General features: G+C 67.2%; 21 protein-coding genes. 2 read left to right on the forward strand and 19 right to left on the reverse strand.

What is annotated here, in order from left to right:
- Positions 1–11: 11 nt before the first annotated feature.
- From AS031_RS09480 to AS031_RS09500, 5 genes are all read right to left on the reverse strand, one after another.
- Complete coding sequence (locus AS031_RS09480; RefSeq protein WP_228379604.1) at positions 12–1,040, reverse strand: cyclase family protein; 1,029 nt, start codon at positions 1,038–1,040, stop codon at positions 12–14.
- On the reverse strand, positions 1,037–2,002 hold the full coding sequence (locus tag AS031_RS09485; RefSeq protein ID WP_058267889.1) for a fumarylacetoacetate hydrolase family protein: 966 nt from the start codon (positions 2,000–2,002) through the stop codon (positions 1,037–1,039). Before AS031_RS09485 ends, AS031_RS09480 begins: the two co-directional genes overlap by 4 nt.
- 147 nt (positions 2,003–2,149) lie before the next feature.
- Positions 2,150–3,169: a VOC family protein gene (locus tag AS031_RS09490; protein ID WP_058267890.1), complete on the reverse strand. Its 1,020-nt coding sequence runs from the start codon at positions 3,167–3,169 to the stop codon at positions 2,150–2,152.
- Between the two features lie 101 nt (positions 3,170–3,270).
- Positions 3,271–4,083: a hypothetical protein gene (locus AS031_RS09495; RefSeq protein ID WP_074446948.1), complete on the reverse strand. Its 813-nt coding sequence runs from the start codon at positions 4,081–4,083 to the stop codon at positions 3,271–3,273.
- On the reverse strand, positions 4,080–5,120 hold the full coding sequence (locus tag AS031_RS09500; RefSeq protein WP_058267891.1) for a Gfo/Idh/MocA family protein: 1,041 nt from the start codon (positions 5,118–5,120) through the stop codon (positions 4,080–4,082). Before AS031_RS09500 ends, AS031_RS09495 begins: the two co-directional genes overlap by 4 nt.
- A gap of 106 nt (positions 5,121–5,226) precedes the next feature.
- Here AS031_RS09500 and AS031_RS09505 point away from each other — a divergent pair, with 106 nt between their 5' ends.
- Entirely contained in the window at positions 5,227–6,483 is a 1,257-nt protein-coding gene (locus AS031_RS09505) for an ROK family protein (RefSeq protein WP_058267892.1), read from the forward strand.
- Between the two features lie 26 nt (positions 6,484–6,509).
- On the opposite strand, the gene AS031_RS09510 is transcribed toward AS031_RS09505, so the two are convergent.
- On the reverse strand, positions 6,510–6,929 hold the full coding sequence (locus AS031_RS09510) for a hypothetical protein (RefSeq protein ID WP_058267893.1): 420 nt from the start codon (positions 6,927–6,929) through the stop codon (positions 6,510–6,512).
- A 77-nt stretch (positions 6,930–7,006) separates the two neighbouring features.
- On the opposite strand from AS031_RS09510, the gene AS031_RS09515 reads away from it, so the two are divergent.
- On the forward strand, positions 7,007–7,996 hold the full coding sequence (locus tag AS031_RS09515) for a hypothetical protein (RefSeq protein ID WP_058267894.1): 990 nt from the start codon (positions 7,007–7,009) through the stop codon (positions 7,994–7,996).
- 63 nt (positions 7,997–8,059) lie between these two features.
- On the opposite strand, the gene AS031_RS09520 is transcribed toward AS031_RS09515, so the two are convergent.
- The 13 genes from AS031_RS09520 to AS031_RS09580 form a co-directional block, all read right to left on the reverse strand.
- A complete protein-coding gene (locus tag AS031_RS09520) occupies positions 8,060–8,842 on the reverse strand; it encodes an SDR family NAD(P)-dependent oxidoreductase (RefSeq protein ID WP_058267895.1) in 783 nt (260 codons plus the stop codon).
- An 8-nt stretch (positions 8,843–8,850) separates the two neighbouring features.
- On the reverse strand, positions 8,851–9,855 hold the full coding sequence (locus AS031_RS09525) for a sugar phosphate isomerase/epimerase family protein (RefSeq protein WP_058267896.1): 1,005 nt from the start codon (positions 9,853–9,855) through the stop codon (positions 8,851–8,853).
- 13 nt (positions 9,856–9,868) lie between these two features.
- Positions 9,869–11,056 (reverse strand): Gfo/Idh/MocA family protein, encoded by a 1,188-nt coding sequence (locus tag AS031_RS09530; RefSeq protein ID WP_058267897.1) that lies wholly within the window; start codon positions 11,054–11,056, stop codon positions 9,869–9,871.
- Complete coding sequence (locus AS031_RS09535) at positions 11,053–11,451, reverse strand: C-glycoside deglycosidase beta subunit domain-containing protein (RefSeq protein WP_058267898.1); 399 nt, start codon at positions 11,449–11,451, stop codon at positions 11,053–11,055. Before AS031_RS09535 ends, AS031_RS09530 begins: the two co-directional genes overlap by 4 nt.
- Positions 11,452–11,460: 9 nt before the next feature.
- Positions 11,461–12,252, reverse strand: a complete 792-nt coding sequence (locus AS031_RS09540) for a nuclear transport factor 2 family protein (RefSeq protein WP_058267899.1) — start codon at positions 12,250–12,252, stop codon at positions 11,461–11,463.
- An 8-nt stretch (positions 12,253–12,260) separates the two neighbouring features.
- Positions 12,261–13,286: a sugar phosphate isomerase/epimerase family protein gene (locus AS031_RS09545; RefSeq protein WP_058267900.1), complete on the reverse strand. Its 1,026-nt coding sequence runs from the start codon at positions 13,284–13,286 to the stop codon at positions 12,261–12,263.
- Between the two features lie 21 nt (positions 13,287–13,307).
- Positions 13,308–14,411 (reverse strand): sugar phosphate isomerase/epimerase family protein, encoded by a 1,104-nt coding sequence (locus tag AS031_RS09550; RefSeq protein WP_058267901.1) that lies wholly within the window; start codon positions 14,409–14,411, stop codon positions 13,308–13,310.
- Entirely contained in the window at positions 14,408–14,803 is a 396-nt protein-coding gene (locus tag AS031_RS09555) for a C-glycoside deglycosidase beta subunit domain-containing protein (protein WP_058267902.1), read from the reverse strand. Before AS031_RS09555 ends, AS031_RS09550 begins: the two co-directional genes overlap by 4 nt.
- Before the next feature lie 52 nt (positions 14,804–14,855).
- Positions 14,856–16,409 (reverse strand): GMC oxidoreductase, encoded by a 1,554-nt coding sequence (locus AS031_RS09560; protein WP_058267903.1) that lies wholly within the window; start codon positions 16,407–16,409, stop codon positions 14,856–14,858.
- On the reverse strand, positions 16,406–17,182 hold the full coding sequence (locus AS031_RS09565) for a TIM barrel protein (RefSeq protein WP_058267904.1): 777 nt from the start codon (positions 17,180–17,182) through the stop codon (positions 16,406–16,408). Before AS031_RS09565 ends, AS031_RS09560 begins: the two co-directional genes overlap by 4 nt.
- Positions 17,183–17,308: 126 nt before the next feature.
- A complete protein-coding gene (locus AS031_RS09570; protein ID WP_058267905.1) occupies positions 17,309–18,145 on the reverse strand; it encodes a carbohydrate ABC transporter permease in 837 nt (278 codons plus the stop codon).
- Between the two features lie 3 nt (positions 18,146–18,148).
- Entirely contained in the window at positions 18,149–19,108 is a 960-nt protein-coding gene (locus tag AS031_RS09575) for a carbohydrate ABC transporter permease (RefSeq protein ID WP_058267906.1), read from the reverse strand.
- 57 nt (positions 19,109–19,165) lie between these two features.
- On the reverse strand, positions 19,166–20,452 hold the full coding sequence (locus AS031_RS09580) for an ABC transporter substrate-binding protein (RefSeq protein WP_058267907.1): 1,287 nt from the start codon (positions 20,450–20,452) through the stop codon (positions 19,166–19,168).
- Positions 20,453–20,542 lie beyond the last annotated feature (90 nt).

A 20,542-nucleotide genomic window follows, 5' to 3' on the forward strand; every position in this document is an offset into this window, starting at 1 on the left:
GTGGATCCGTCCTAGAGGATGGCCACGGGATTGATGGGTGAGCCTACTGCCCCGGTGATGGGCAGCGGCGCCGCCACCAGGAGGAATTCGTAGCGGCCGCGGGTCCGGCAGGCATCGGCCAGGGCATCGAGGTCCCACAGCTCGCCCACCGTCAGCCCCATGTTGGGAATGACCACCTGGTGGAGCGGCTGGAAGGCGGGAACATCGAATTCGTTGGGCCGGACCTCGAAGCCCCAGGTGTCCGTGGCAATCGCGGCGATTTCGGTGCGGTGGAGCCAGCCGGCGGTGGTCAGGGACAGCCCGGGTGCTGCGCCGCCGGCATAGTCGCCCCAGCCGTCGCGGCGGGCCCTGGCCAGCTGGCCGGTCCTGACCAGGACGATGTCGCCCCGGCCCACGGCGCTGGTGGCGCCCTGCGCGGCGGCGCAGGACTCCAAATCTGCGGTGGTGATGGCATAGCCGTCAGGCAGTTCGCCGGTGTCCGGCTGCAGGTGCCGGCCCAGGTCCAGCAGGACGCCGCGGGAAACAGGCGACGCCGCCGCGTGCTCGATGCCGGTGACCAGGTCGCCGTCGCTGGTCACCACGTCGCCGGCGCGGCGGCCGTTCCAGGCCATGCCGTGGTCGAAGATGTGGCCCAGCCCGTCCCATTGGGTGGAGCATTGCAGCGGCATGGCGATTACATCATCCGCGCCGCCCAGGCCGTGCGGGAACCCCTGGGTGCCGCGTTCGGCGTCGGTGCCGGTGTCAAGCATGGTGTGGACCGGATTGGTGCGGCGCCGCCACCCCTTCTGCGGCCCGTTCATGTCGAACGGCTGCGAGAGCGAGATGGTCAGACCCTCGGACACCAGCGATGCGGCCTGCAGCCGCTTCCCGTCGTCGATGAAGTTCAGCGTGCCGAGCGCGTCCTCGCTCCCCCAGCGCCCCCAGTTGCGGTACGCCTCGGCCCGGCGCCGGATCTCGCCGTCGGGATCGTTGCGGTCCAGGAGGTCCGGATCGGCGAGCGCCGGCGCGCCGGCCAGGGTGTCCCGGGGGTGAACGCTCACTGTCCCTCCCCCACGCAGCGGACCACCTGGGTGCCCAGGCCTTCGATGCTGCCGGTCATGACGTCGCCGTCGCGCAGGAGGCGCCCCCAGTGCGCGCCGTTGCCTGCGGGGCTGCCGGTGAGCAGGAGGTCGCCCGGGAGCAGCGGCATGTTCTGCGAGGCTGCGGAGACCAGAGCGGGGATGTCGAAGAGCAGGTCATCGGTGGTGGCGTCCTGCATGACCTTGCCGTTGAGCTCGAGCCGGACCTTGAGGTTGGCGGGCTCCACGAAGGGCGCCGGCACCAGGAACGGGCCAGTGGGCAGGAAGCCGGGGGCGTTCTTGCCGCGGTACCAGTCGGTGCCGATTTCCTTCATGTCGCGGCGGAACACCAGGTCCCGGGTGGTGATGTCGTTGACGATGGTGTAGCCGGCAACGTGGTCCATGGCCGCGTCGCGGGAGACGCGGAAGGCTTCGGCACCGATCACGACGGCGAGTTCGAGTTCCCAGTCATGCTTCGCGCTGTAGCCGGGCAGCACGAGCGGCACGTCGTCGCCCACCACGCAGGCGGGCAGGCCGATGAAGAAGTAGGGCTCGCCGTGCTCCCTGCGCTCGTCCATCATCCGGCCGGCCCATTCGCGGGCCTCTTCGGGACTGCGCGGATCATCCTTGTCCAGGCCGGCCACCACGAGGTCGATGACGTGGGTGCGGTAATTCGCCCCCGTCTGCAGCACCTGCCGCGGCTCCACCGGTGCCGTCAGTTCGACGCTGTCGAGCGGAAGCCAGGGCCCGTCCGCTTCCGCGATGTCCTGCAGGCGGTCCCAGTCCGGTGCCGCGAGGAAGCCGTTGAGGCCCCCTGCGCCCAGGTCTTCCGGTGCCAGCGGGCGGATCCGGTCACCTGCCGCCAGCCCGAGGTGTACGGCGTCCCCGTCCCGGTAGCGGGCAAAGGCGAATGGCGCGGCCAGGTGGCCCGACGTCGTCGTCATGTGTATGTCTCCCATCGCGGACCGGAATGCGGCCCGCTTCTATTCAATGCCGGTAACGGACATCAGTACATCTTTTTGTGCTTATACCGGGCATCAGCGGCACGGATGGTTTCCGACCGCGCCGCCGATGCCCGGTACGCCGCCTTGCTAGCCGCGGCCCTGGACTGCGTAGGGGTTCAGGAGTGCCGCCTTCATCTCGTCGGAGGCTCCTTCCTCGGTGGCGGTGAACCCTTCCGCCTGCGGGAAGGACTCGGTCATGGAGTGGGGCATGGCGCCGTTGCGGTAGAAGTTGTTGGACCCCTCGGAGGGCTTCCAGGTGTTGGGCTCCCAGTCCGGCACGTAGTTGCGGTAGCCGCCGGAGTTGAGTTCCACACGCAGGCCGCTCGGTTCGCGGAAGTAGAGGAAGTTCTGCTCGCCCACGCCGTGGATGGAGGGGCCGTATTCCATGGGGGTGCCGTTTTCCATGAGCACGTCGGCGGTGCGCAGCAGGTCCTCGTGGGTGTCCACCCAGAAGGCGATGTGGTTCACCCGGCCGGCCCGGCTGGAGGTGTCCTTGACCACGCCCAGGTCGTGCGATTTCTCGTTGGTGGTGAGGACCGAGAAGACGGTGATGGGGGCCTCGTCCAGGTCCACGAAGGCCATGGTGCGGAAGCCGAGGGTGCCGCTGTACCACTTGGCGAAGCCGCGGACATCGCTGCTGGCCACCGTGACATGGTCCAGGAACCGGGGTGCGGCGGCGTGGCTGCTGCGCTTCTCCGGGCGGTCCGGGTAGATGGAGGCGTGGTCGGCGTCCGCTTCGAAGCGGTCCACGTCCCAGAACAGCTTCATGGTGTGCCCGTAGGGGCCTGTAAAGGTATAGGCCTTGCCGTGCCGGTGGCCGGATGCGGCCCAGGTGCCGGTGACGCCGTGCTCCTCGATGTTGCTGACCGCCGTGTCGAGGGCTTCCGGGCTGGTGACCCGCCACGCCATGGCGGCCAGTGCGGGCTCGGCGCCCGGGACGACCACCAGGCTGTAGTGGTAGTAGTCGCCCCAGCAGCGCAGGTAGACCCTTCCGTCCAGGCGGTCAACGATCCGCATGCCGAACTTCTCTTCGTAGAAGCGTGCCGACGCGTCAACATCCGGGCTGGCAATTTCCAGGTGGGCCAGGTGGGAGAGCAGCTTGATCATCTTCGATCCTTTCAGTGGCTGTGTTGGTGCTCACCTTCAATGGTGGCTACGACAGACGCATAAGGGAAGGGGATATTACCTATGCTCGGAATCCATGTCGTTTATGCGGAGCTCATGGCGCTGACCACGGCGGCGTCCAGCAGCAGTTCGCGGAGGTCGGACACCTCCCGGCTATCGGCGCACGCCGCGGCGGCCCGCCGCAGCGCCAGGCGCGCGGAGGCTTCGAAACGGGCCGGAGCAACGAGGCCGCCGTCCGCCGTCGACCGCTGGACGCGTGCCAGGCCGGCCGGCTGGTCGATGGTCACCTCGGTCCGGACAGTTCCCAGCGCCAGCACTCTTACCAGTCCCCCGCAGCGCTTCCCCTGCAGGACAGCAGCCAGGACGGAGACCGGGACGGCCCCGCCCGGCAGGCCGGCATCCAGCAGGGCCATCCTGCCGTGCGGCGTGGCGGCCGCGGACCGCAGCGCCGGCGGCACGTCCGGCGCACCGGCGAGCGTCCGGGCCCAGCCGACAGCGTCCCGCAGCACGGCCTCGAAGCCTGCCGATGCTGCCGCTGCCTCGATCGATATCAGTGTGGGTCCGTCCTCCCGGCCGGACAGCGCATCCGCCGCGACGTCCGGACGCAGCCGCGGGCGCTCCACGATGACGGGGATGTCCGGCGGCATGTCCAGCGCGTCGACGGCTTCCGGAGGCACGGTGACGGGGTCCGCCACAATGGCGGCCGCAGCACCGGCGTCGCGTGCCGCCAGGATGCCGCGCCACCAGGGCCCGACGCCGGGAACCACCACCAGCGCGCCGCGCACCTGGGCACTGCCCGCGGGATCCAGCGGCACGGCGGTGACCGGCAGTTGCGCAGCCGCGGCGTGATAGGCCGGCAGTTCCGTGACAATCCGCAGTCCGCGCGGCCCGCTCACCGCAGCACCCCTTCCGCGACCAGCGCTGCCGCGGCCTCGGCGAGGTTGATGGCGTAATGCGCGTCCGCCAGCAGCTCGTCGTACTCAACCGGCGTGCCGCCGTCGAGCATCGCGGCCAGGAGCCGCCACTGCGCCAGGTATCCATCCTCGGCATCCCGGGCGAACTCCGTCCAGCGTCCGTCAGGACTGCGAACACGCGACAGTGCACTGCCGGCATGGACGAAGGCGGGCGGGAAGTCCAGTTCCACCCGGTCGTGGGTGGTGGCAACCGCGAGGCGCCACAGGGCGTCGGGGCCTTCCGGGAGCATGGTGAGGCAGAGCTGGACCAGCAGGTCGCCGGCGCGGTATCCCACGGCATAGCCAATTGGAGGAACCAGGCGGGCATAAACCACTTCGTCCAGCACCGGTGCGAGGTCCCGCACGGCGGGAAGGTCATGGACGGCCAGGCCAACAAGGAGCTGGCGCAGGACATCCGCCGCGACCGCCGGGTCTGACAGGTCGGGCCTGCCCCGGCCTGCCGGCTGGAAGGGTCCGCCTTCGGAAACAAGGCGGTGGTAGCGGTCGTTGGGCGGCAGCGCCAGGGTGAGGGACACCGTGAGCACCTTGCCCTCAAGTACTACCAGATGGTGCTTCGCGTTGCCCCAGGCGGCGTCATACAGGTGGTTGGTGCCCACCAGCAGAACGGTCCCGGCCTGCCGGCAGGCTTCAATGGCCGCCTCGGCGCCGGCCGTCGACGTTGCCAGCGGCTTTTCGCAGAAGACCGCCTTCTTGCCGGCATTGACGGCCGCCAGGATGTGGCCGGCATGCCGGTCCGGCGGGCTGCAGATTGCCACCAGGTCCACATCGGGATCACCGAGCAGCTGCTCCTCCCCCTTGGACCACCGCGCCCCCAGCGGGCCGGCCAGCTCCTGCGCCCGCCCGCTGCCGCCGTCGGCAATGTGGACCACGCGGAAGCCTCCCGGCATACCGCCCAGGATGGGGAGGTGCAGCGCTGAGACCCCGGGGCCGGCCCCGAGCACACCTACATTCCACGCCATGACACCCACCCTTCTTTTGCACTTATTATTCATAAGTAGGAACTGATCTGGCTATAGTCGCAACCAATCACACCTTAGTGGCCTTTGGTATGGAAGAATCCTTACTATGTCGACCGACTCAACACTCCGCTTTGGAGCCCAGACCGATGAAGTCACGAGCCTGCTGCGGATCGTCAACCTGGTGCGCACCGGGGAAGCGACCACGCGCCCCGAGATCGGCCGCGTCACGGGACTGGGACGCGGCGTGGTCACGCAGCGGGTCGACCAGGCAATCCAGATGGGCTTCCTCGGCGAGGGAGACTTCGGCGCCTCCTCCGGCGGACGCGCGCCCCGGACTCTGCGCTTCAGGGCCGAACAGGGCCACATCATTGTCTGTGCCCTCGGCGCCGCGCACATCAGGGTGGGCGTCACCGCCCTGGACGGAGACATCCTCGGCCACACGCACCGCGCGTGGGACATCGCCAAGGGGCCGGCCAAGACCCTGGGCGCGGCCATGGACATGGTCGATGAGCTGATGAAGGACTTCCCCAAACTCCCGGTGTGGAGCGTAGTGGTGGGCCTGCCCGGGCCGGTGGACTTTGCCACCGGCCAGCCCGTGGCCCCGCCCATCATGCCGGGTTGGAACGGCGCCGATGTCCGGACCCCTTTCGAGGAGCGGTTCAACGCCCCGGTGTGGGTGGACAACGACGTCAACCTGCTGGCCTTCGGAGAGCGCGCGCGGCGCCGTGAGGCCCTGGCCGACCTCATCTACTGCAAGATAGGGTCCGGCATCGGCGCGGGCCTGCTCTCCCAGGGCCGGATCCACCGCGGTGCCAACGGGGCCGCGGGCGACATTGGCCACGTCCGGGTCCCCGACTCCCGGGAAACCTGCCGCTGCGGCAAGGTGGGTTGCCTGGAGGCCGTGGCGGGCGGATGGGCCCTGGTGCGGGACGCCGGGCAGGCGATTGCCGGGGGTGCCGCGAGTTCGATGGAGGGCAGGGCCAACAAGGGTGCGCTGACACTGGAGGACATCACCACGGCGGCCGAGGGCGGCGACCCGCTGGCCATCAGCCTGGTGCAGAAAGCAGCCCGGGTGATGGGGGAGTCCATCGCCGCCCTGGTCAACATGTTCAACCCCGGGGTGATCGTCATCGGCGGTGCGATCGCCGCCGCGGGCGAGGTCTTCCTGGCCGAAGTGCGCCAGCGGGTCTACGAACTCTCGCTTCCGCTCGCCACCCGCGACCTCACGATCGTCCTCTCCGTCAATGACGAGCGCGAGCCCCTCCGGGGCGGTGCCGAACTGGCCCGTGAGCAGCTCTTCGACATCACCTTCCCGCGCTGGTTCGCTGACGGCAGGCCCTCCCCCGAGCGCATCGCCGCCTGACCCCCGGAACCGCCGGCAGGCCACTCTCAGGCTACGTCGCGCGCTGCGCCGGCCGGGAGCAGCCCGCCGTCCAGCTCCACTTCGGCCTCCGCCACGAAGGGCAGGATCAGCGGCCGGCCGGGGCCGGCCTGGAGGTATGGCACCAGCAGCTCGAAGGAAACCCTGACCGCGTGCATTCCCGGATCCAGCCGGTGCGGGGCAGCCAGGACCAGCCGGTCCCGTACGAACCACCAACCTGCTTCCCGTTCAAGCCCGGCAGCCGGGACGCGCCGGTGCCCCAGAACGACGTCCAGGCTCCCTGCCGGTACAGGCACTCCGGCGACCGTCGCCTCCAGTGACAACACGCTGGACAGCGGCATGGAACGGATCCAGGGAAGCGACAGCCGCAGCCGGAAACCGTCAGGGGCAGAGGTGAGCGCATCGCTGCGCAGGGCACCGGAAAGCATTGATTTCCTCCATTGCCTGTCTTTATCATTAATCAGACATAAGTCTGACACAAAGATGCATAAGCGGGAAGGTGCCCATGGCTGCCTCACTACCCCAGGGCTGGACACTGTGCGCCAGCGCGTTCAACTGGGCTCCGGATATCATCGCGGCGCACCGGCCCGCCCCGGAGATCGTCACCGCCATCGTCGAGGAAGGCGTCGCGGATACGGTCGAGCTGGAACCGGGCCTGCTGTGGCGGTCCTTCCCGGAGCCCGATGGTGGCGAGGTGGACCGCTTCCGGAGCGGCCTGGCAGCGGCCGGAGGCCGGGTCAGCACGGTGGGCGTAAGCCTGGATGACTTCTCCTCCCCCACCCGGGCCCGTCCGCCCCAGGAGCGGCTGGACTTCCTGGTTCCCCAGCTCCGTGCTGCCGCGCGGGTGGGAGCTTCCGGAGTCCGCCTCCCCATCGGCCAGGCGGGGCCGGACCTGCTCCGCCGCCTCCTGCCACTCCTGCACGAACTGGACCTGGTGCTGTACGAGGAGATCCAGGGCCAGCAGGCTCCTTCAACTCCCGCCACAGCTGCAGCGTTGGAGACTGTGGCATCCATCGGTGACCCGCGACTCCGGATCCTGGTGGACATCAGCATGCTGATGCCGGCATTGCCGGTCAGCTACCTCGATGAGCTGTCCCGGGGCGGCATACCGGCGGACCTGGTGGCGCGGCTGGCCACTGAGTGGCAAAGCCCGGAAACCCAGGATGCCGTGGCCTCGTTCCTGCGGTCAGGCAACGTGCCGCCACAGGTGCACACGCTGTACATGAACCTGCTCATCCGCTTTGGCCGCAGCCACGCACGGGACCTGCAGGACGTCCTTCCGCTGGTGGGCGCCTTCCACCTCAAGTTCTGGGATTTGGAGGACGACGGCGGCAGGATCTCCCGGCCGATCCGCGACCTGGGGCGTCTCCTCGGCAGCGAAGGCTTCACCGGTACGCTGACCAGCGAGTGGGGAGGACATGAGTGGCTCCGCGACGACCCCACCGCGATGACACGGCAGCACCTGGCCCTGGCCTCCCGGTCGCTGGCGTCGTAGGCGATGCGTCGCAGGCGCCGGCATCCCTGCCGGCGCCGTCACCGGCTTGGGGCCGCGAAGCGGTCAGCCCGGCAGCACTGCCGACCACCCGCCGTCGATCATGAGGTTTGCGCCAGTGACGTAGGAGGCCTCGTCGGAGGCGAGGAAGAGGGCGCAGGCGGCCACCTCCTCCGGCGTACCGATGCGGCCCAGCGGGATGGCCGACGCGATGCTGTTCATGGGATGGTCCGGCGCCAGGAGGTCCTTATCGGTGGCCTCGGTGCGGATCATTCCCGGGCTGACGGCGTTGGCGCGGATGTTGTGGGGTGCGCCTTCAGCTGCCAGCTGCCTGGTCATGGCCACCACGGCCCCCTTGGTGGCGGTGTGGGCCAGGCGGCCGTTGGTCACGGAGCCGGTCACGCCGGCGGTGGACCCCACCAGGACCACGGCCGCTCCCCCGGCGGCCTTGAGCTGGCCCCAGAAGTGCCGGACCGGAAGGAAGACGACGTCCATCTCATGGGCGACGTTCCACTGCCAGTCCTCATGGCTGATGCTGTCCACCGGCGCGAAGCGCGTGGCCGCGGCGTTGGCGTAAAGGATGTGGACCTGGCCGTGGTCCCGGGAAACGTTGCTTGCCCGGGCGGCAACGGCCGCGTCATCCGTCAGGTCCACGCGGCTGGAGAAGGCCTCTCCGCCGGCCTGCCGCACCAGGCCCACGGTGGCGGCAGCGCCGCCGTCGTTCATGTCGCAGCCAACAATGACCGCGCCCTCCGCCGCAAACAGCAAAGCGGCCGCGCGGCCCTGGCCGCTGGCGATGCCGGTGATGACGGCAGTCTTGCCTTCCAGCCTGGGTCTGCGCGGCCGCATAGCCACTCCTATTTGGTGCTGAAAGCGGCATCAAAAGCCGCGGCAGACGGTTCGTAGCCGGACAGCCTGCGGACGAAAGCGAGCGCCTCGGGGGCACCATCCAGCCGGTCCATGCCGGCGTCCTCCCACTCGACGGACAACGGCCCGCGGTAGCCGATGGAGTTCAGCATCCGGAACGCGTCCTCCCACGGAACGTCACCGTGGCCGGTGGAGATGAAGTCCCAGCCGCGGCGTGGGTCCGCCCAGGCCAGGTGCGAGGAGAGCCGGCCGTTCCGGCCGTTGGCCAGGCGCTTCTTCGTGTCCTTGCAGTGCACGTGGTAGATGCGGTCCTGGAAGTCCCAGAGGAACCCCACGGGGTCGATGTCCTGCCAGACCATGTGGGACGGGTCCCAGTTCAGCCCGAAGGCCTTCCGGTGGCCGATCGCTTCCAGGGCGCGCTGCGTGGTCCAGTAGTCGTAGGCGATTTCGGACGGGTGCACCTCGTGGGCGAACCTGACCCCCTCTTCGTCGAAGACGTCCAGGATGGGGTTCCAGCGGTCGGCGAAGTCCTTGTAGCCGGCGTCCACCATCGCCTCGGACGCGGGCGGGAACATGGCCACGTACTTCCAGATGGAGGAACCGGTGAAGCCGGTGACGGTCTTGACGCCGAGTTTCGCGGCGAGCCGGGCGGTGTCCTTCATCTCCTCGGCAGCGCGCCGGCGTACGCCCTCGGGGTCGCCGTCGCCCCACACAGAATCCGGCAGGATGCCGCGGTGCCGTTCGTCGATCGGGTCGTCACAGACGGCCTGGCCTTTGAGGTGGTTGGAGATGGTCCACACCTTCAGGCCATGGCGCTCCAGGATGTCCAGCCTGCCCTGCACGTAGGCGTCGTCGTTCCACCGTGTTGGGTCCAGGTGGTCGCCCCAGCAGGCGATCTCAAGGCCGTCGTATCCCCACTCGCCCGCGAGCCGTGCCACTTCCTCGAAGGGAAGGTCGGCCCACTGGCCAGTGAAGAGGGTGATGGGTCGTGGCATGATTTGTCCTTTCCTAGCCGGCCTGGACCGGCACATCGACGGCGACCGGCGCCCAGGCGGAGTCATTCGCGGAACTGCGTTCGACCGCCTCGAGCACCCGCTGCACGCGCAGCCCGTCCGCGAAGGTGGGGTGCGGGTCGTTGCCCTGCACAATGCCTTCAACGAGGTCCTTGACCTGGTGCGAGAACCCGTGCTCGTAGCCGAGCATATGGCCGGCGGGCCACCATGCCGCGACGTAGGGATGTTGGGGCTCGGTGGCCAGGATCTTCCGGAACCCCTGCCGGTCGGCGGGGGCGGTACGGTCGTAGAAGTGGACGCTGTTGAGGTCTTCCAGGTCGAAGGCGAGGGCGCCCTTGTCCCCTGACACCTCGATGGCGAGCGCGTTCTTCCGGCCGGTGGCGAAGCGTGAGGCTTCAAAGGAGCCCAGGGCGCCGGATTCGAAGCGGCCGGTGAAGATGGCGATATCGTCCACCGTCACCTGGCCGTAGCCCGTTGCCGCGGTGCCTGACAGGCCGCTTCCCGAGCCTTGGAGCGGGCGTTCCTTCACGATGGTGTCGACGACGCCGGAGACCTTGGCCAGGTTCTGGCCGGTGACGAACTGGGCGAGGTCGATGGCGTGGGCGCCGATGTCGCCGAGCGCGCCGGAGCCGGCGTGTTCCTTCTGGAGGCGCCAAGCCAGGGGCATGTCCGGGTCCACCAGCCAGTCCTGGCGATAGGAGGCGCGCACCTGGTTGATGGTGCCCACGGCCCCCTCGGCAATGAGGTTCCGCATGAACGTGACCGCGGGGACCCTGCGGTAGGTGAAGCCCACCATGGCCCGGATTCCGCGGGCGGCGGCCCGTTCCGCGGCTGCGGCCATGGCTTCAGCCTCTTCCACGGTGTTGGCCAGCGGCTTTTCGCACAGCACATGCTTTCCGGCCTCCAGGGCCGCGATGGCGATTTCGGCGTGGGAGTCGCCTGGCGTGACGATGTCGACGACGTCGATGTCGTCACGTGCCACCACCTTCCGCCAGTCGGTGGCCGACTCGGCCCAACCCCATTTGCGCGCCGCCTGGTCCACGGCTGCGGCGTTGCGTCCCACCAGGACGGCCATCTCCGGTTCGGCGGGAAGATCGAACACGCGGTGCGCAGTCCGCCAGCCCTGCGAATGGGCGGCTCCCATGAACCCGTAGCCAATCATGGCCACCCGGAGGCTGGTCATGCGAGCACTACCTTGCGGTCAACGGCCACCCGGTTGCCCACGTAGCGCATGGGGGCGATCTGCATGTACAGCAGGCGCAGGGTCAGGACCACCTCGACGTCGATCTCCTCGCCGGCGTCGGGGACGCGGTCCAGCGGGATGATGACCTCCGGCTTGTCGGCGACGAACCAGAGGGTCTCCCACTGGTCCGGCAGCTCGGCAATGGAGTAAGACCGGCCCTGCAGTTCGAAGCGGAGGGCTTCTTTGGAGATGTCCACACCGTTGACCCTGGCCGCGACGTCGTCGACGGCGGAGAGCCACAGGCTGCGGTACCAGGGCAGCTGCACTGCCACGGCGATGCCCTCGGGGTGCCTGCGCACGTCGGTGTCCTGGAAGAGGGAGTTGTGGGTTGCCATGGGTTTTCCTTACTTGAAGGTGTCGGTAAACGTGTCGTGGGGAGTGGGCGGCGGCGGGTCCAGCACCTGCCGCGAGGTGGGGCTGTAGGGGTGGTACTCCTGCGGAACCGGTTCGTCGGCGGGCGGCATGAAGACTGGCTTGCCGTCGTCGCCGAAGTACATGAGGTCCAGGGCGAAGGCGTGCTGGTTCTTCTCCGCGAAGCTGATCCAGTTCTCCTCGAACGGGGCCCGCAGGAGCTCGTAGCAGCGGAACTTCCAGATCTTCCATTCACCGTCCTGGCGGAGGAAGTCCACGGCGTACTTGCACCAGACCCAGTGGGCCCAGACCTTTTTGCCCTGCACTTCGCCGGGCGAGTACATGTAGTCCGGGCTGCCCTTGGCCACTTCCGGGTCCGTAAGGCCGGACTCGTTGCCGGCCATGATCCAGACGCCCTTGGCGGTCTTGCCGTCGGCGGCCACCTCGATGACGGGAGTGGTGGTGTAATGCAGGATCAGCTTGCCCTCCGGGCGCGGACGGCCCTGGTGATAGCGGATGACGCTGTCATAATCCGTGTACTGGCCTGCGTTGGTGTAGCGGGCACGGATGCCGGGAGTGCCCGGTTTCACCCAGAGCGGGATGATCTGTTCGTCCTCGAAGGCGTTGTGGAGGTACATGTAGCGGTTGAACAGGTTCTCGATGTCGCCCCGGTCACTGGCCTTGCGGGCCAGCTTCAGCGCTTCGGCGAGTTCCGCGCGGAGGCGGTCCAGCTCGGCGGCGAGCCCGGTTGATGTTTCGACGGCGGCAGTTTCGGCTGCAGTCATGGCTCCCCTTAGGCCGGGACGACGGCGTCTTCGATGGCCTGGCGCATCAGCGTGTGCTGCTTCTTCACCAGGTCGATCGGGTCGGATTCACCGAGGTCAGCAAAGGCGTGGCCTTCCCATTCGCTGGAAAGGAAGCCCTGGTAGCCGCCCTTGACGAACTGGCGCACAATCCGCGGGATGTCCATGGCGGGCTCGTTGCCCTCGGCGTCGATGTCATAGAACTTGGCGTGCACGTGGAACATCTGCGGCATGATGTCCAGCCATTCCTCTGGCGGGACCAGGCCGTGCATGTTGAACGCGAGGCGGGTGAACGGGCCCAGCCGGGCGGGGTCGAAGTTGTTCTCCCGGAGGTAGTCCTCGAACTCCTGGTTGCGTTCCTGCATGGGCAGGGGCTTGCGCCAGATGTCCTGCATGACGGCGAAGTGTTCCTCCGGCAGGCCCATCTGCGTCAGGGTGCGGAAGAGGGTGGGCGAGAGGCTGTGCATGGTGGAGCTGAAGTCGGCGGTGAAGCCGAGCCGGTCACTGCCGAGCTCCTCGTACATTTCGCGGATCTGGAGGATCTTGGGATCGTTGGGTCCCTGCGGGGCATGGATTTCGTAGCCGAGCTTCTGGTCGTACTTCTCGGCCAGGGGCAGCAGGCGGCGCAGCAGCTCCTTGCCTGCGGAGCGGATGACGATCTTGTTGAAGCCCAGGGTATTGGCGGTCTTCAGCTGCCGGGCGAAGAAGTCGTATTCCTCGTCGGGGGTCATGTCCCGGTCCTTGCGGCGGCCCATGTCCAGGTTGGTGCCCACGGCGCTGGGGGTGAGGCCGTAACGGTCCATGCTGTCGCGCCAGAGCTTCACGAAGTCGTTGTCGACATCAGGGTAGGTGCGCAGCATCTGCGCGATGTTGAATTCGACGCCGGGGCCGAGGCCTTCGTCTGCGACCGCCTTGATCAGCGTCTCGGGTGTGTAGAGCCCGGCGGCGAACTCGGAGGTGAGTGAATAGAGCGTGATGCCCAGATCGATGCCCGAGCCGGCGATTCCTTCTGACATGTCTTCGGGTTTCCTTTCCTGTCAGCCGCGGACGGGCTGCGCGAGGTGGCTGTTGAGGATCCGCCGCGCTTCGGCGGGATCGGTGACCATGGTGGAGCCGGCATCGGCTGCTGCGGAGCGCTGTACGGCCTGTTCGCCCCGGATGATGTCGAACGGGTCCTGCCAGTTGTTCCAGTGCCAGCCTTCGTATTCGCTGGAGATGGCTCCGGAGTAGCCGTTCTCCACCAGCTGCCGGACCAGGCCGCGGACCGGCACTGAGGGCTCTTCGCCGGTCTCGTCGATGCCGAAGAACTTGCCGTGGACATGGCGGACCCAGGGCATGATTTCCAGCCAGGTGTCCAGCGGTGCGGGGCCGAAGAGCCCGGTTCCGTTGATGGCGAAGTCGATGCCGAGATCAGGCCGGCCATTGCGTGCCGCCAGGCCGATGAAGGCACCGAAGCGTTCGCCGTGGACCTTCTGGGTGTTGGGCGGGCCTTCGGCGTAGAAGCCGTTCCAGAGGTCCACCAGTTGGGCGAGGAGCTCTTCGGAGGCGCCGCGGCGGCGGTACGCCTCAAGGAGCGAGGGGGCGAAGCCGGTGACGGTGGCGCCCCAGTCGGCGGTGAACCCGAGGAGCGGCGAGTTGAGCTTCTCGTACCGGTCCCGGAGGGCGAGGATGCGCTCATGGGCTCCGTGCTGGTCGGCGTGGACCTCCAGTGCCAGGGTGACGCCGTACTGTTCTGCGACCGGCAGCAGGCTTTCCATGGCGTCGGGAGTCAGGGAAATCTGCACCCTGGCGATCGGGAAGCCCAGGCGGGCGGCAACCTCGATCTGCTTCCGCATGTATTCGACCAGCTCGTCATGGTTCATGAGCCTGTCGCGGCGGAGCCCGGTATCCACGTTGACAGCCAGCGAGGTGGGGACCAGGTCCACCTCGGCCACGAGGTCGCGGAAGTGGCCCACGAAGTTGTCGTCAATGTGGTCGGGGAAGCCGCGCAGGCTGGAGAAGCCGATGATTTCCAGACCCGGGCCGAACCCGTCGGCGGCCACCTTCCGGATGAGGCTGTCGAGGTCGTACTGGCGGGCGTGGAAGGCGCGGGTGAAGCTGTAGAGGGTAACGCCCTGGATGGGCGTGCCGGGACTGGTCATCGCTGTGCCGCCTTCATGGTCTTGGTGTCGTGCTCTTCGATGTGGAGAACACCGTGGTCGGTGATGATGTACGGGATGTAAAGCTTCAGGTCCACGCGCACCTCATGCTCGGCCTGGGGATCATCCACGGCCAGCTCACCGGAGAGGACGGCCGAGTCCAGGGGGAACCACCACTCGTCCGTACGGTCCACAAGTTCGTCGAAGCTGAAGGTGCGCTCATTCATGGTCCAGCGCAGCGACTCCGCGGGCGCTGCCACTCCGTCCACCGTCAGGGCGGCGCCTGCGATGCAGGAGCCCGGAAGTGCCCGATACCAAGGGATGCGGACTTCCACAGCCGTGCGGCCGTCCACGGTGGTCAGTGTTCCCTGCTCAATGATGCGGTCGGCGATCATCAAGACCTCCTCGTCTTTGCCATGCAGCAAAGCCGCATGGGTCGCTTATTCATTATTTAGACATTCTAATGTCTGTTTTTGACATAAGTAAAGGACTGCCCAGGTCTGTTGCGATTTTCCGCGCCCCACGCACCGCGAGCGCCACTGCGGTCAGGGTGGGGTTGCAGGCGGTGGGCGTGGGGATAACACCGTTCCCTGCCACGAACAGGCCGGGGACGCTCCACACCTGGCTGTCGGGCGAACAGACGCTCCCGCCGTCGTCCGTCTCCCCCATACGGGTGGTGCCCTGATAGTGCAGGGACGCGCCCGGGGGGAGGACAAAGGGGCGCTCATCCAGCGGTTCGCCCACGGCGTTGCCCAGCCTGACGATCTCCTGCTTGGCCCGTTCCAGCACCTCGTGGTCCTTGCCGGTCAGGCGGTAGTGGATGCGCATCGCCGGCATGCCGTAGCTGTCCAGGCTGTCGTCGTCGAACGCCACCCTGTCATCGCGCTGCAGGTCCTTGGCACAGAAGAGCCCCAGCCCCACGATTGATCCGGGAACCACGGGGTCGTCCTCAGCGAGTGGTACCGGCGAGGCGTCGAGCTGCATGATCTGGCCGTGGAAGGGCGCCTCGTCGGTGTAAGGAACCCAGGTGACGCCGCTCTGCTCCTGGAGCGCACCGTCGGCCCGGGATACGGAACCGTTAGGGCTGACGTCACGGAGCCGGCTCGCGAACACCACCTGGGCCTGGTCGTTGAGGTACCGTCCCAGGGCATCGGGACGGATGCCGGAGGCCCACAGCAGCTGCGGCGTGCGCAGCGCGTCCCCGCCCACCACTACGCAGCGGGCCGCGACGCGGTGGGTCTCACCGGTGCGGCGGTCCTCCACCTCGAGGCCCGCGGCGCTGCCGTCTTCGACGAGGACGCGTCGGACCAGCGACTGGTCGAAGAGTTCGAACCGCGGATTTTCGCGGGTTACGTCCCCCATGACGACGTCGGACCCGGACCAGACAAGGCGGCCGTCGCCGCGCCGGTGGACGGCGAGCGGCATGGGCTGGACCCGGAAGGCCGGCTCACGGCCGGCGTCAACGGCACTGGAAAGGCGGCTGTGGACGAGGCCGGAGAAGGGGGCGCCGTCAAAGGCATGCGTGGTAACGCCCAAGAGCCGGTCCGCTTCGTCCAGCAATTCGTCGAGGTCGGAGAGGAAGCCGATGCGTTCGCTGCCGCCGGGCCGAGGGCAAGCAGCGGTCCAGTGCGCGGCCATCCCGCCGACATTGCTGGACATGGCCGCCACGGGCATGCCGTCCTCACCCGGGAAGGCGTATCCGTCCTGGAGCAGGAAGGTTCCCGGGCGGGCACGCCGTTCGCCGCTCTTAACGGCGCCGGGCGAGCTCACCGTTGCCGCGCCGGCGCCGGGCCCTTCCGATGCCCGCTGCGCCTGGCTGCGGCGGTCCTGGTCCTCGATGTTCTTGACGTGGGCGCCGGGCGGGTTGCTGACGGTGGGGCCCACTTCGAACATCGCGATGGTGGCGCCAGGTGCCTGCTCACTGAGGATGCGGGCGTAGGCGGATGCGGTGGGTCCGCTGCCGACGATGGCGACATCCACGGCAGCCGGATAGCGGCTCACAGCTTTGCCACCAGGTCCTGGATCCACTGCACGGACTTGGCGGACTCAATGGTGGGGTAGTACTCGAGCCCCACGGGGCCGCTGTACCCGCTGTTCGCCAGGTCGGCGAGGCGGGCGGGCCAGTCGATGGACCCCGAGCCGGGTTCGCCGCGGCCGGGTGCGTCAGCGATTTGCACGTACTTGACCAGGCTGCCGGCGTTGGCGAGTTCGGCAGCCACGTCTTCACCCTCGACGGTGGAGTGGTAGAGGTCGTAGAGGATGCCGAAATTGGGGGAATCGACGCCCCGGGCGATGTACGCGGCCTCGGCAGTGCGGTCCAGGAGGGCACCGGGGTGGTCAACGCGGACGTTGACTGGCTCCAGGACCAAGGTGATGCCGGATCCGTCGATGTGGGCCACGCCCTTGGTGAAGATCTCGATGAGTTCGTCGAGCTGGTCCTGCCGCTTGCGGCCGCCGAATCCGGTGCCGCTTCCCACCACGATGCGGGGGCAGCCCAACTCCTGTGCCACCTTGACCCCGGCATCAAGGCCCTCGTAAAAGGGTTCGTGGTTCCGGGGCGGAATCATGAACTGCATGCGGGGCTCGGCCAGCTGGGCGGTGAGCTGGACGCCGGTTTCCTCCAGGGCTGCCTTGAGTGCGGGAATGTCCTTGCCGGTGGGGCCCCACATCTCCACCGCGTCGAAGCCTGCCGCGGCCGCCGCGCGCACCCGGTCGGCGGCACTTTCGCCGGCTTCGGTGAACAAAAGGTCGATATTAGGCGAAAGTTGAAACATGGGTGTCTCCTGGAAAGTCGAGGTATCTGTAGGGAAAGTGCGGGGGCGCCTGCGGCGCTTCAACCGGTTTTGGGTGTGCGGGACCGCCGCGCAGCGCCGGAACGCTGTGCGTGGTCGACCGCCGGGTCAGCCTTTCAGCCCGCCGGAGAAGCCTTGGATGAAGCGCTTCTGGGCGAAGAGGAACAGGGCGAGGATGGGGATCATGGACACGATCACGATGGCGAAGATCGAATTCCACTCCGACACCAGGGAGCCGATGTAGTAGTACATGGCCACGGGCAGTGTCTGGTTGGCCGAGCCGCCCAGGAAGATCAGGGACGTGAAGAAATCGTTCCAGACGATCAACCCGGCGAAGATGGTGACCGTTCCGGTGGCGGGGGCCATCATGGGGAAGACCACCTTGGAAAAGATTTGTGACTTGCTGGCGCCGTCGATAGTGGCTGCTTCCTCATAGTCCGTTCCGAGGCCACGGAAGAAGTTGGAGTACAGGAAGATCGAAAGCGGCAGCAGCATGCCGGTGTAGAGGATGATCAGGCCCCAGGCCGAACCGGTCAGGCCAAGGGACCGTGCGCCCATGTAGAGGGGGACGGCGCCCAGCTGGCCGGGGAGGATGATGGCCACCAGGAAGAGGTAGTAGGCGGCTTTGCTCCAGCGCCGGGTGCTGCGCGAGATGACGTAGCCGGTGACCGATCCGAGGGCCACCAGCCCCAGGATGCTGCCGGCGGTGATGATGACGCTGTTGACCAGGCCCATCAGCACATTGGAGTTTCCCTTCGCGGACAGGACTGCCACGAAGTTGCTGAAGTCCGGGTTGATCGGCGGCGCCAGGGCAGAGGTGGTGAAGAGTTCGTTGGCCGGCTTCAGGGCCGTGGTCACGAGGAAGTAAAAGGGTGCGAGGAACAGCAGGGCAAGCGCCCAGAGGCCGATTTCGCGCAGGAGGGTGAGCTTGGTGTAGCGGAACATGGCTTAGTCCTCAGGGTTCGAGCGCGTCAGCCGCTGCTGGATGACAGCGAAGAACAGGATGATGGCGGCCAATACCAGGGCCAGGGCGGCGCCGCCGCCGAAGTTGCCCAGTGCGAAGGCCTGCTTATAGACCTGCGTGGCCAGGGTTTCCGTCGCCCCGGCAGGGCCGCCGCCGGTGAGGGCCATGATGGGGTCGAAGACGCGCAGTCCCTGGACGATGCCCAGGGTGGTGGCAATCGCGACGGCGGGCCGGATGGCGGGCAGGGTCACGTTGCGGAACCGTTGCCACAGGTTGGCGCCGTCGATGGCCGCTGCTTCCTCGACCTCGACCGGGACGCCGGCCAGGCCTGCCATGAAGATGACCATGGCAAAACCCGTTGAGGACCAAACGAGGACAACCAGGACGGTCCAGATGGCCCACTGGGGGTCGGCCAGCCAAGGCTTGGCCTGGTCCCCTGCGCCGATGGCGGTAAGGAAGGCGTTGAGCGGGCCGTCGAAGTCGAAGATGTATTTCCAGATGTAGGCGGTAGCCAGCGGACTGAGCACCACCGGCATGAAGAAGAGGGTGCGCAGGACATAGCGCGTTTTGATCACCCGGTTCAGTCCGAGGGCAATGACCAGCCCGGCGATGTTGCCCAGCAGGACCGAGCCAAAGGCCAGGAAGAGGGTGTTGGAGAGGGCCCCCACTTTGGTGGGGTCCTTGAAGATTGCTTCAAAGTTGACCCAACCGGTGACCTTGAACGCGCCGATGCCCGTCCAGTTGGTGAAGGCGAAGAAGCCGCCCACGCCGGTTGCCACGTAGTGGATGGCGAAAACCAGGGCAATGCCGGGCAGGGCCCACCACCAATGCCCGAATTCCAGGCCGCGGCCCCGGGAGCGGGTGGTGACTCCCGCCCCCGGAGCGCGCCGGCCCCGCCGGGGTGCTTTGGCTGCTTCCATTTGAGGTTGCATCGTCGCAGTCATGATATTCCTTGCTTGCTTGTCCCGTAGGGCCGGTCGAACGGTGGTGGTCCGGGCCCTTTAACCCCAGGCCGCGTCCATGGCCTGCAGCACCTGGTCAGGGGTCTTCTGTCCGGTGATGATGCCCTGCACGCCGGTGGCCAGCGCGTCATAGACGGCGGAGTTGGGCCACTGAATATTGGGCAGCGGACCGTACTTTCCGTCTTTGATCAAGTCCCCCACGTTCTTGTAGGCGCCGCCCTCGAAGTCGTAGCTGTCCAGGCCACTTACCGGGAGGGCGCCGTCGATCTCGGCGAAGGCCTTGGTCTGCTCAGGCTCGGCTGCCCACGCGAGGAAGGCTTTGGCAGCTTCCTTATTTTTCGAGGCTGCGTTGATGGAGAAGGCGTAGTTGGCGCTGGCGTACAGGAAGTCCTTACCCGAACCCTCCTCGGCCGGGAGCGCGCGCACTCCGAATTCCGAGCCCGCCGTAGCTGACTGAAGCTGCTTCCAGCTTGTCGCGGGGATGAATCCTGCCAAGGCAGTACCACTGGCCAGGCCCTTCGTGATGGCGTCAAAGCCTGCACCTGCGGCGCCCTTCTGGAAGCAGCCGGCGTCCTTGAGGGTGTTGACTGCTTCGAGGGCGGACTTCCAGCCTTCGGAACCGGCGAAGGTTACTTCCTTGGCCGCGCGTTTGTCATTCCACTTAGGGTCCTGCGCGTAAACCCTGGAAGCTGCCAGCGACATCGCCGTAAGTCCAGTGTTGGGGGGTGCTGCGCCAGCGAGTGCGAACAGTGACTTCCCCGACGATTCCAAGGTTTTGCACTGTTCTTCAAGAGCTTCGAAGTCTGCGGGGAATTCTCCCGCCTCCTTGACAGCCCCCTCGTTGGTGACCAGCGCCGACACGGTGATAGCAGTTGCCTGGCCGAAAACCCTGCCATCCGGGCCGAACGTGCCGGCACTGCCTTCCGGGAGGAGTTCCTTGGCGGTATCGTCCAGCGGCTCCAGGAAGCCAGCCTCGGCCAACGGCAGGATACTGCGCCCCTGGCCGCTTCCCGGCGAAGTCACCACGATGTCGGAGGCGTTGCCGGCCTGCAGCTGTGTCCGCAAGGTCTGGTCATAGGAGTCGTTGGGTTGCGGGTTGAACGTGATTTTGACGTCCGGGTTGGCCTCCATGTACTTCTCGGCGAGTACCTGGAAAGGGCTTTCGATCGTATTGGAAGTGGCAAAGGACAGCGAGAACTCCTTCGACCCTCCGGATGAGTCGCTGCCGCCGGCGGAAGCCGAGCAGCCGGTCAGTGCGAGGGCTGCGATCGTGGGGATCGCAAATGCAGCGGCCTTCAGTCGTGAAGAGCGGCGGTGCTGTGTCATATCCAGCCTTTCTGACTTCTTTGTCGAAAAATCTCCGGGGCCGTGACCCCGGTCACTCATCAGTATGAGTGAGATGTGCCTAAAAAGCAC

Source organism: Pseudarthrobacter enclensis, from assembly GCF_001457025.1.
Lineage (GTDB): Bacteria > Actinomycetota > Actinomycetes > Actinomycetales > Micrococcaceae > Arthrobacter > Arthrobacter enclensis.

Bases quoted from the DNA above. Each gene is read 5' to 3' on its own strand.
- AS031_RS09485 (WP_058267889.1), bottom strand. From the start codon at position 2,002: ATGACGACGACGTCGGGCCACCTGGCCGCGCCATTCGCCTTTGCCCGC.
- AS031_RS09490 (WP_058267890.1), bottom strand. From the start codon at position 3,169: ATGATCAAGCTGCTCTCCCACCTGGCCCACCTGGAAATTGCCAGCCCG.
- AS031_RS09500 (WP_058267891.1), bottom strand. From the start codon at position 5,120: ATGGCGTGGAATGTAGGTGTGCTCGGGGCCGGCCCCGGGGTCTCAGCG.
- AS031_RS09505 (WP_058267892.1), top strand. From the start codon at position 5,227: ATGTCGACCGACTCAACACTCCGCTTTGGAGCCCAGACCGATGAAGTC.
- AS031_RS09510 (WP_058267893.1), bottom strand. From the start codon at position 6,929: ATGCTTTCCGGTGCCCTGCGCAGCGATGCGCTCACCTCTGCCCCTGAC.
- AS031_RS09515 (WP_058267894.1), top strand. From the start codon at position 7,007: ATGGCTGCCTCACTACCCCAGGGCTGGACACTGTGCGCCAGCGCGTTC.
- AS031_RS09520 (WP_058267895.1), bottom strand. From the start codon at position 8,842: ATGCGGCCGCGCAGACCCAGGCTGGAAGGCAAGACTGCCGTCATCACC.
- AS031_RS09525 (WP_058267896.1), bottom strand. From the start codon at position 9,855: ATGCCACGACCCATCACCCTCTTCACTGGCCAGTGGGCCGACCTTCCC.
- AS031_RS09530 (WP_058267897.1), bottom strand. From the start codon at position 11,056: ATGACCAGCCTCCGGGTGGCCATGATTGGCTACGGGTTCATGGGAGCC.
- AS031_RS09535 (WP_058267898.1), bottom strand. From the start codon at position 11,451: ATGGCAACCCACAACTCCCTCTTCCAGGACACCGACGTGCGCAGGCAC.
- AS031_RS09540 (WP_058267899.1), bottom strand. From the start codon at position 12,252: ATGACTGCAGCCGAAACTGCCGCCGTCGAAACATCAACCGGGCTCGCC.
- AS031_RS09545 (WP_058267900.1), bottom strand. From the start codon at position 13,286: ATGTCAGAAGGAATCGCCGGCTCGGGCATCGATCTGGGCATCACGCTC.
- AS031_RS09550 (WP_058267901.1), bottom strand. From the start codon at position 14,411: ATGACCAGTCCCGGCACGCCCATCCAGGGCGTTACCCTCTACAGCTTC.
- AS031_RS09555 (WP_058267902.1), bottom strand. From the start codon at position 14,803: ATGATCGCCGACCGCATCATTGAGCAGGGAACACTGACCACCGTGGAC.
- AS031_RS09565 (WP_058267904.1), bottom strand. From the start codon at position 17,182: ATGTTTCAACTTTCGCCTAATATCGACCTTTTGTTCACCGAAGCCGGC.
- AS031_RS09570 (WP_058267905.1), bottom strand. From the start codon at position 18,145: ATGTTCCGCTACACCAAGCTCACCCTCCTGCGCGAAATCGGCCTCTGG.
- AS031_RS09575 (WP_058267906.1), bottom strand. From the start codon at position 19,108: ATGACTGCGACGATGCAACCTCAAATGGAAGCAGCCAAAGCACCCCGG.
- AS031_RS09580 (WP_058267907.1), bottom strand. From the start codon at position 20,452: ATGACACAGCACCGCCGCTCTTCACGACTGAAGGCCGCTGCATTTGCG.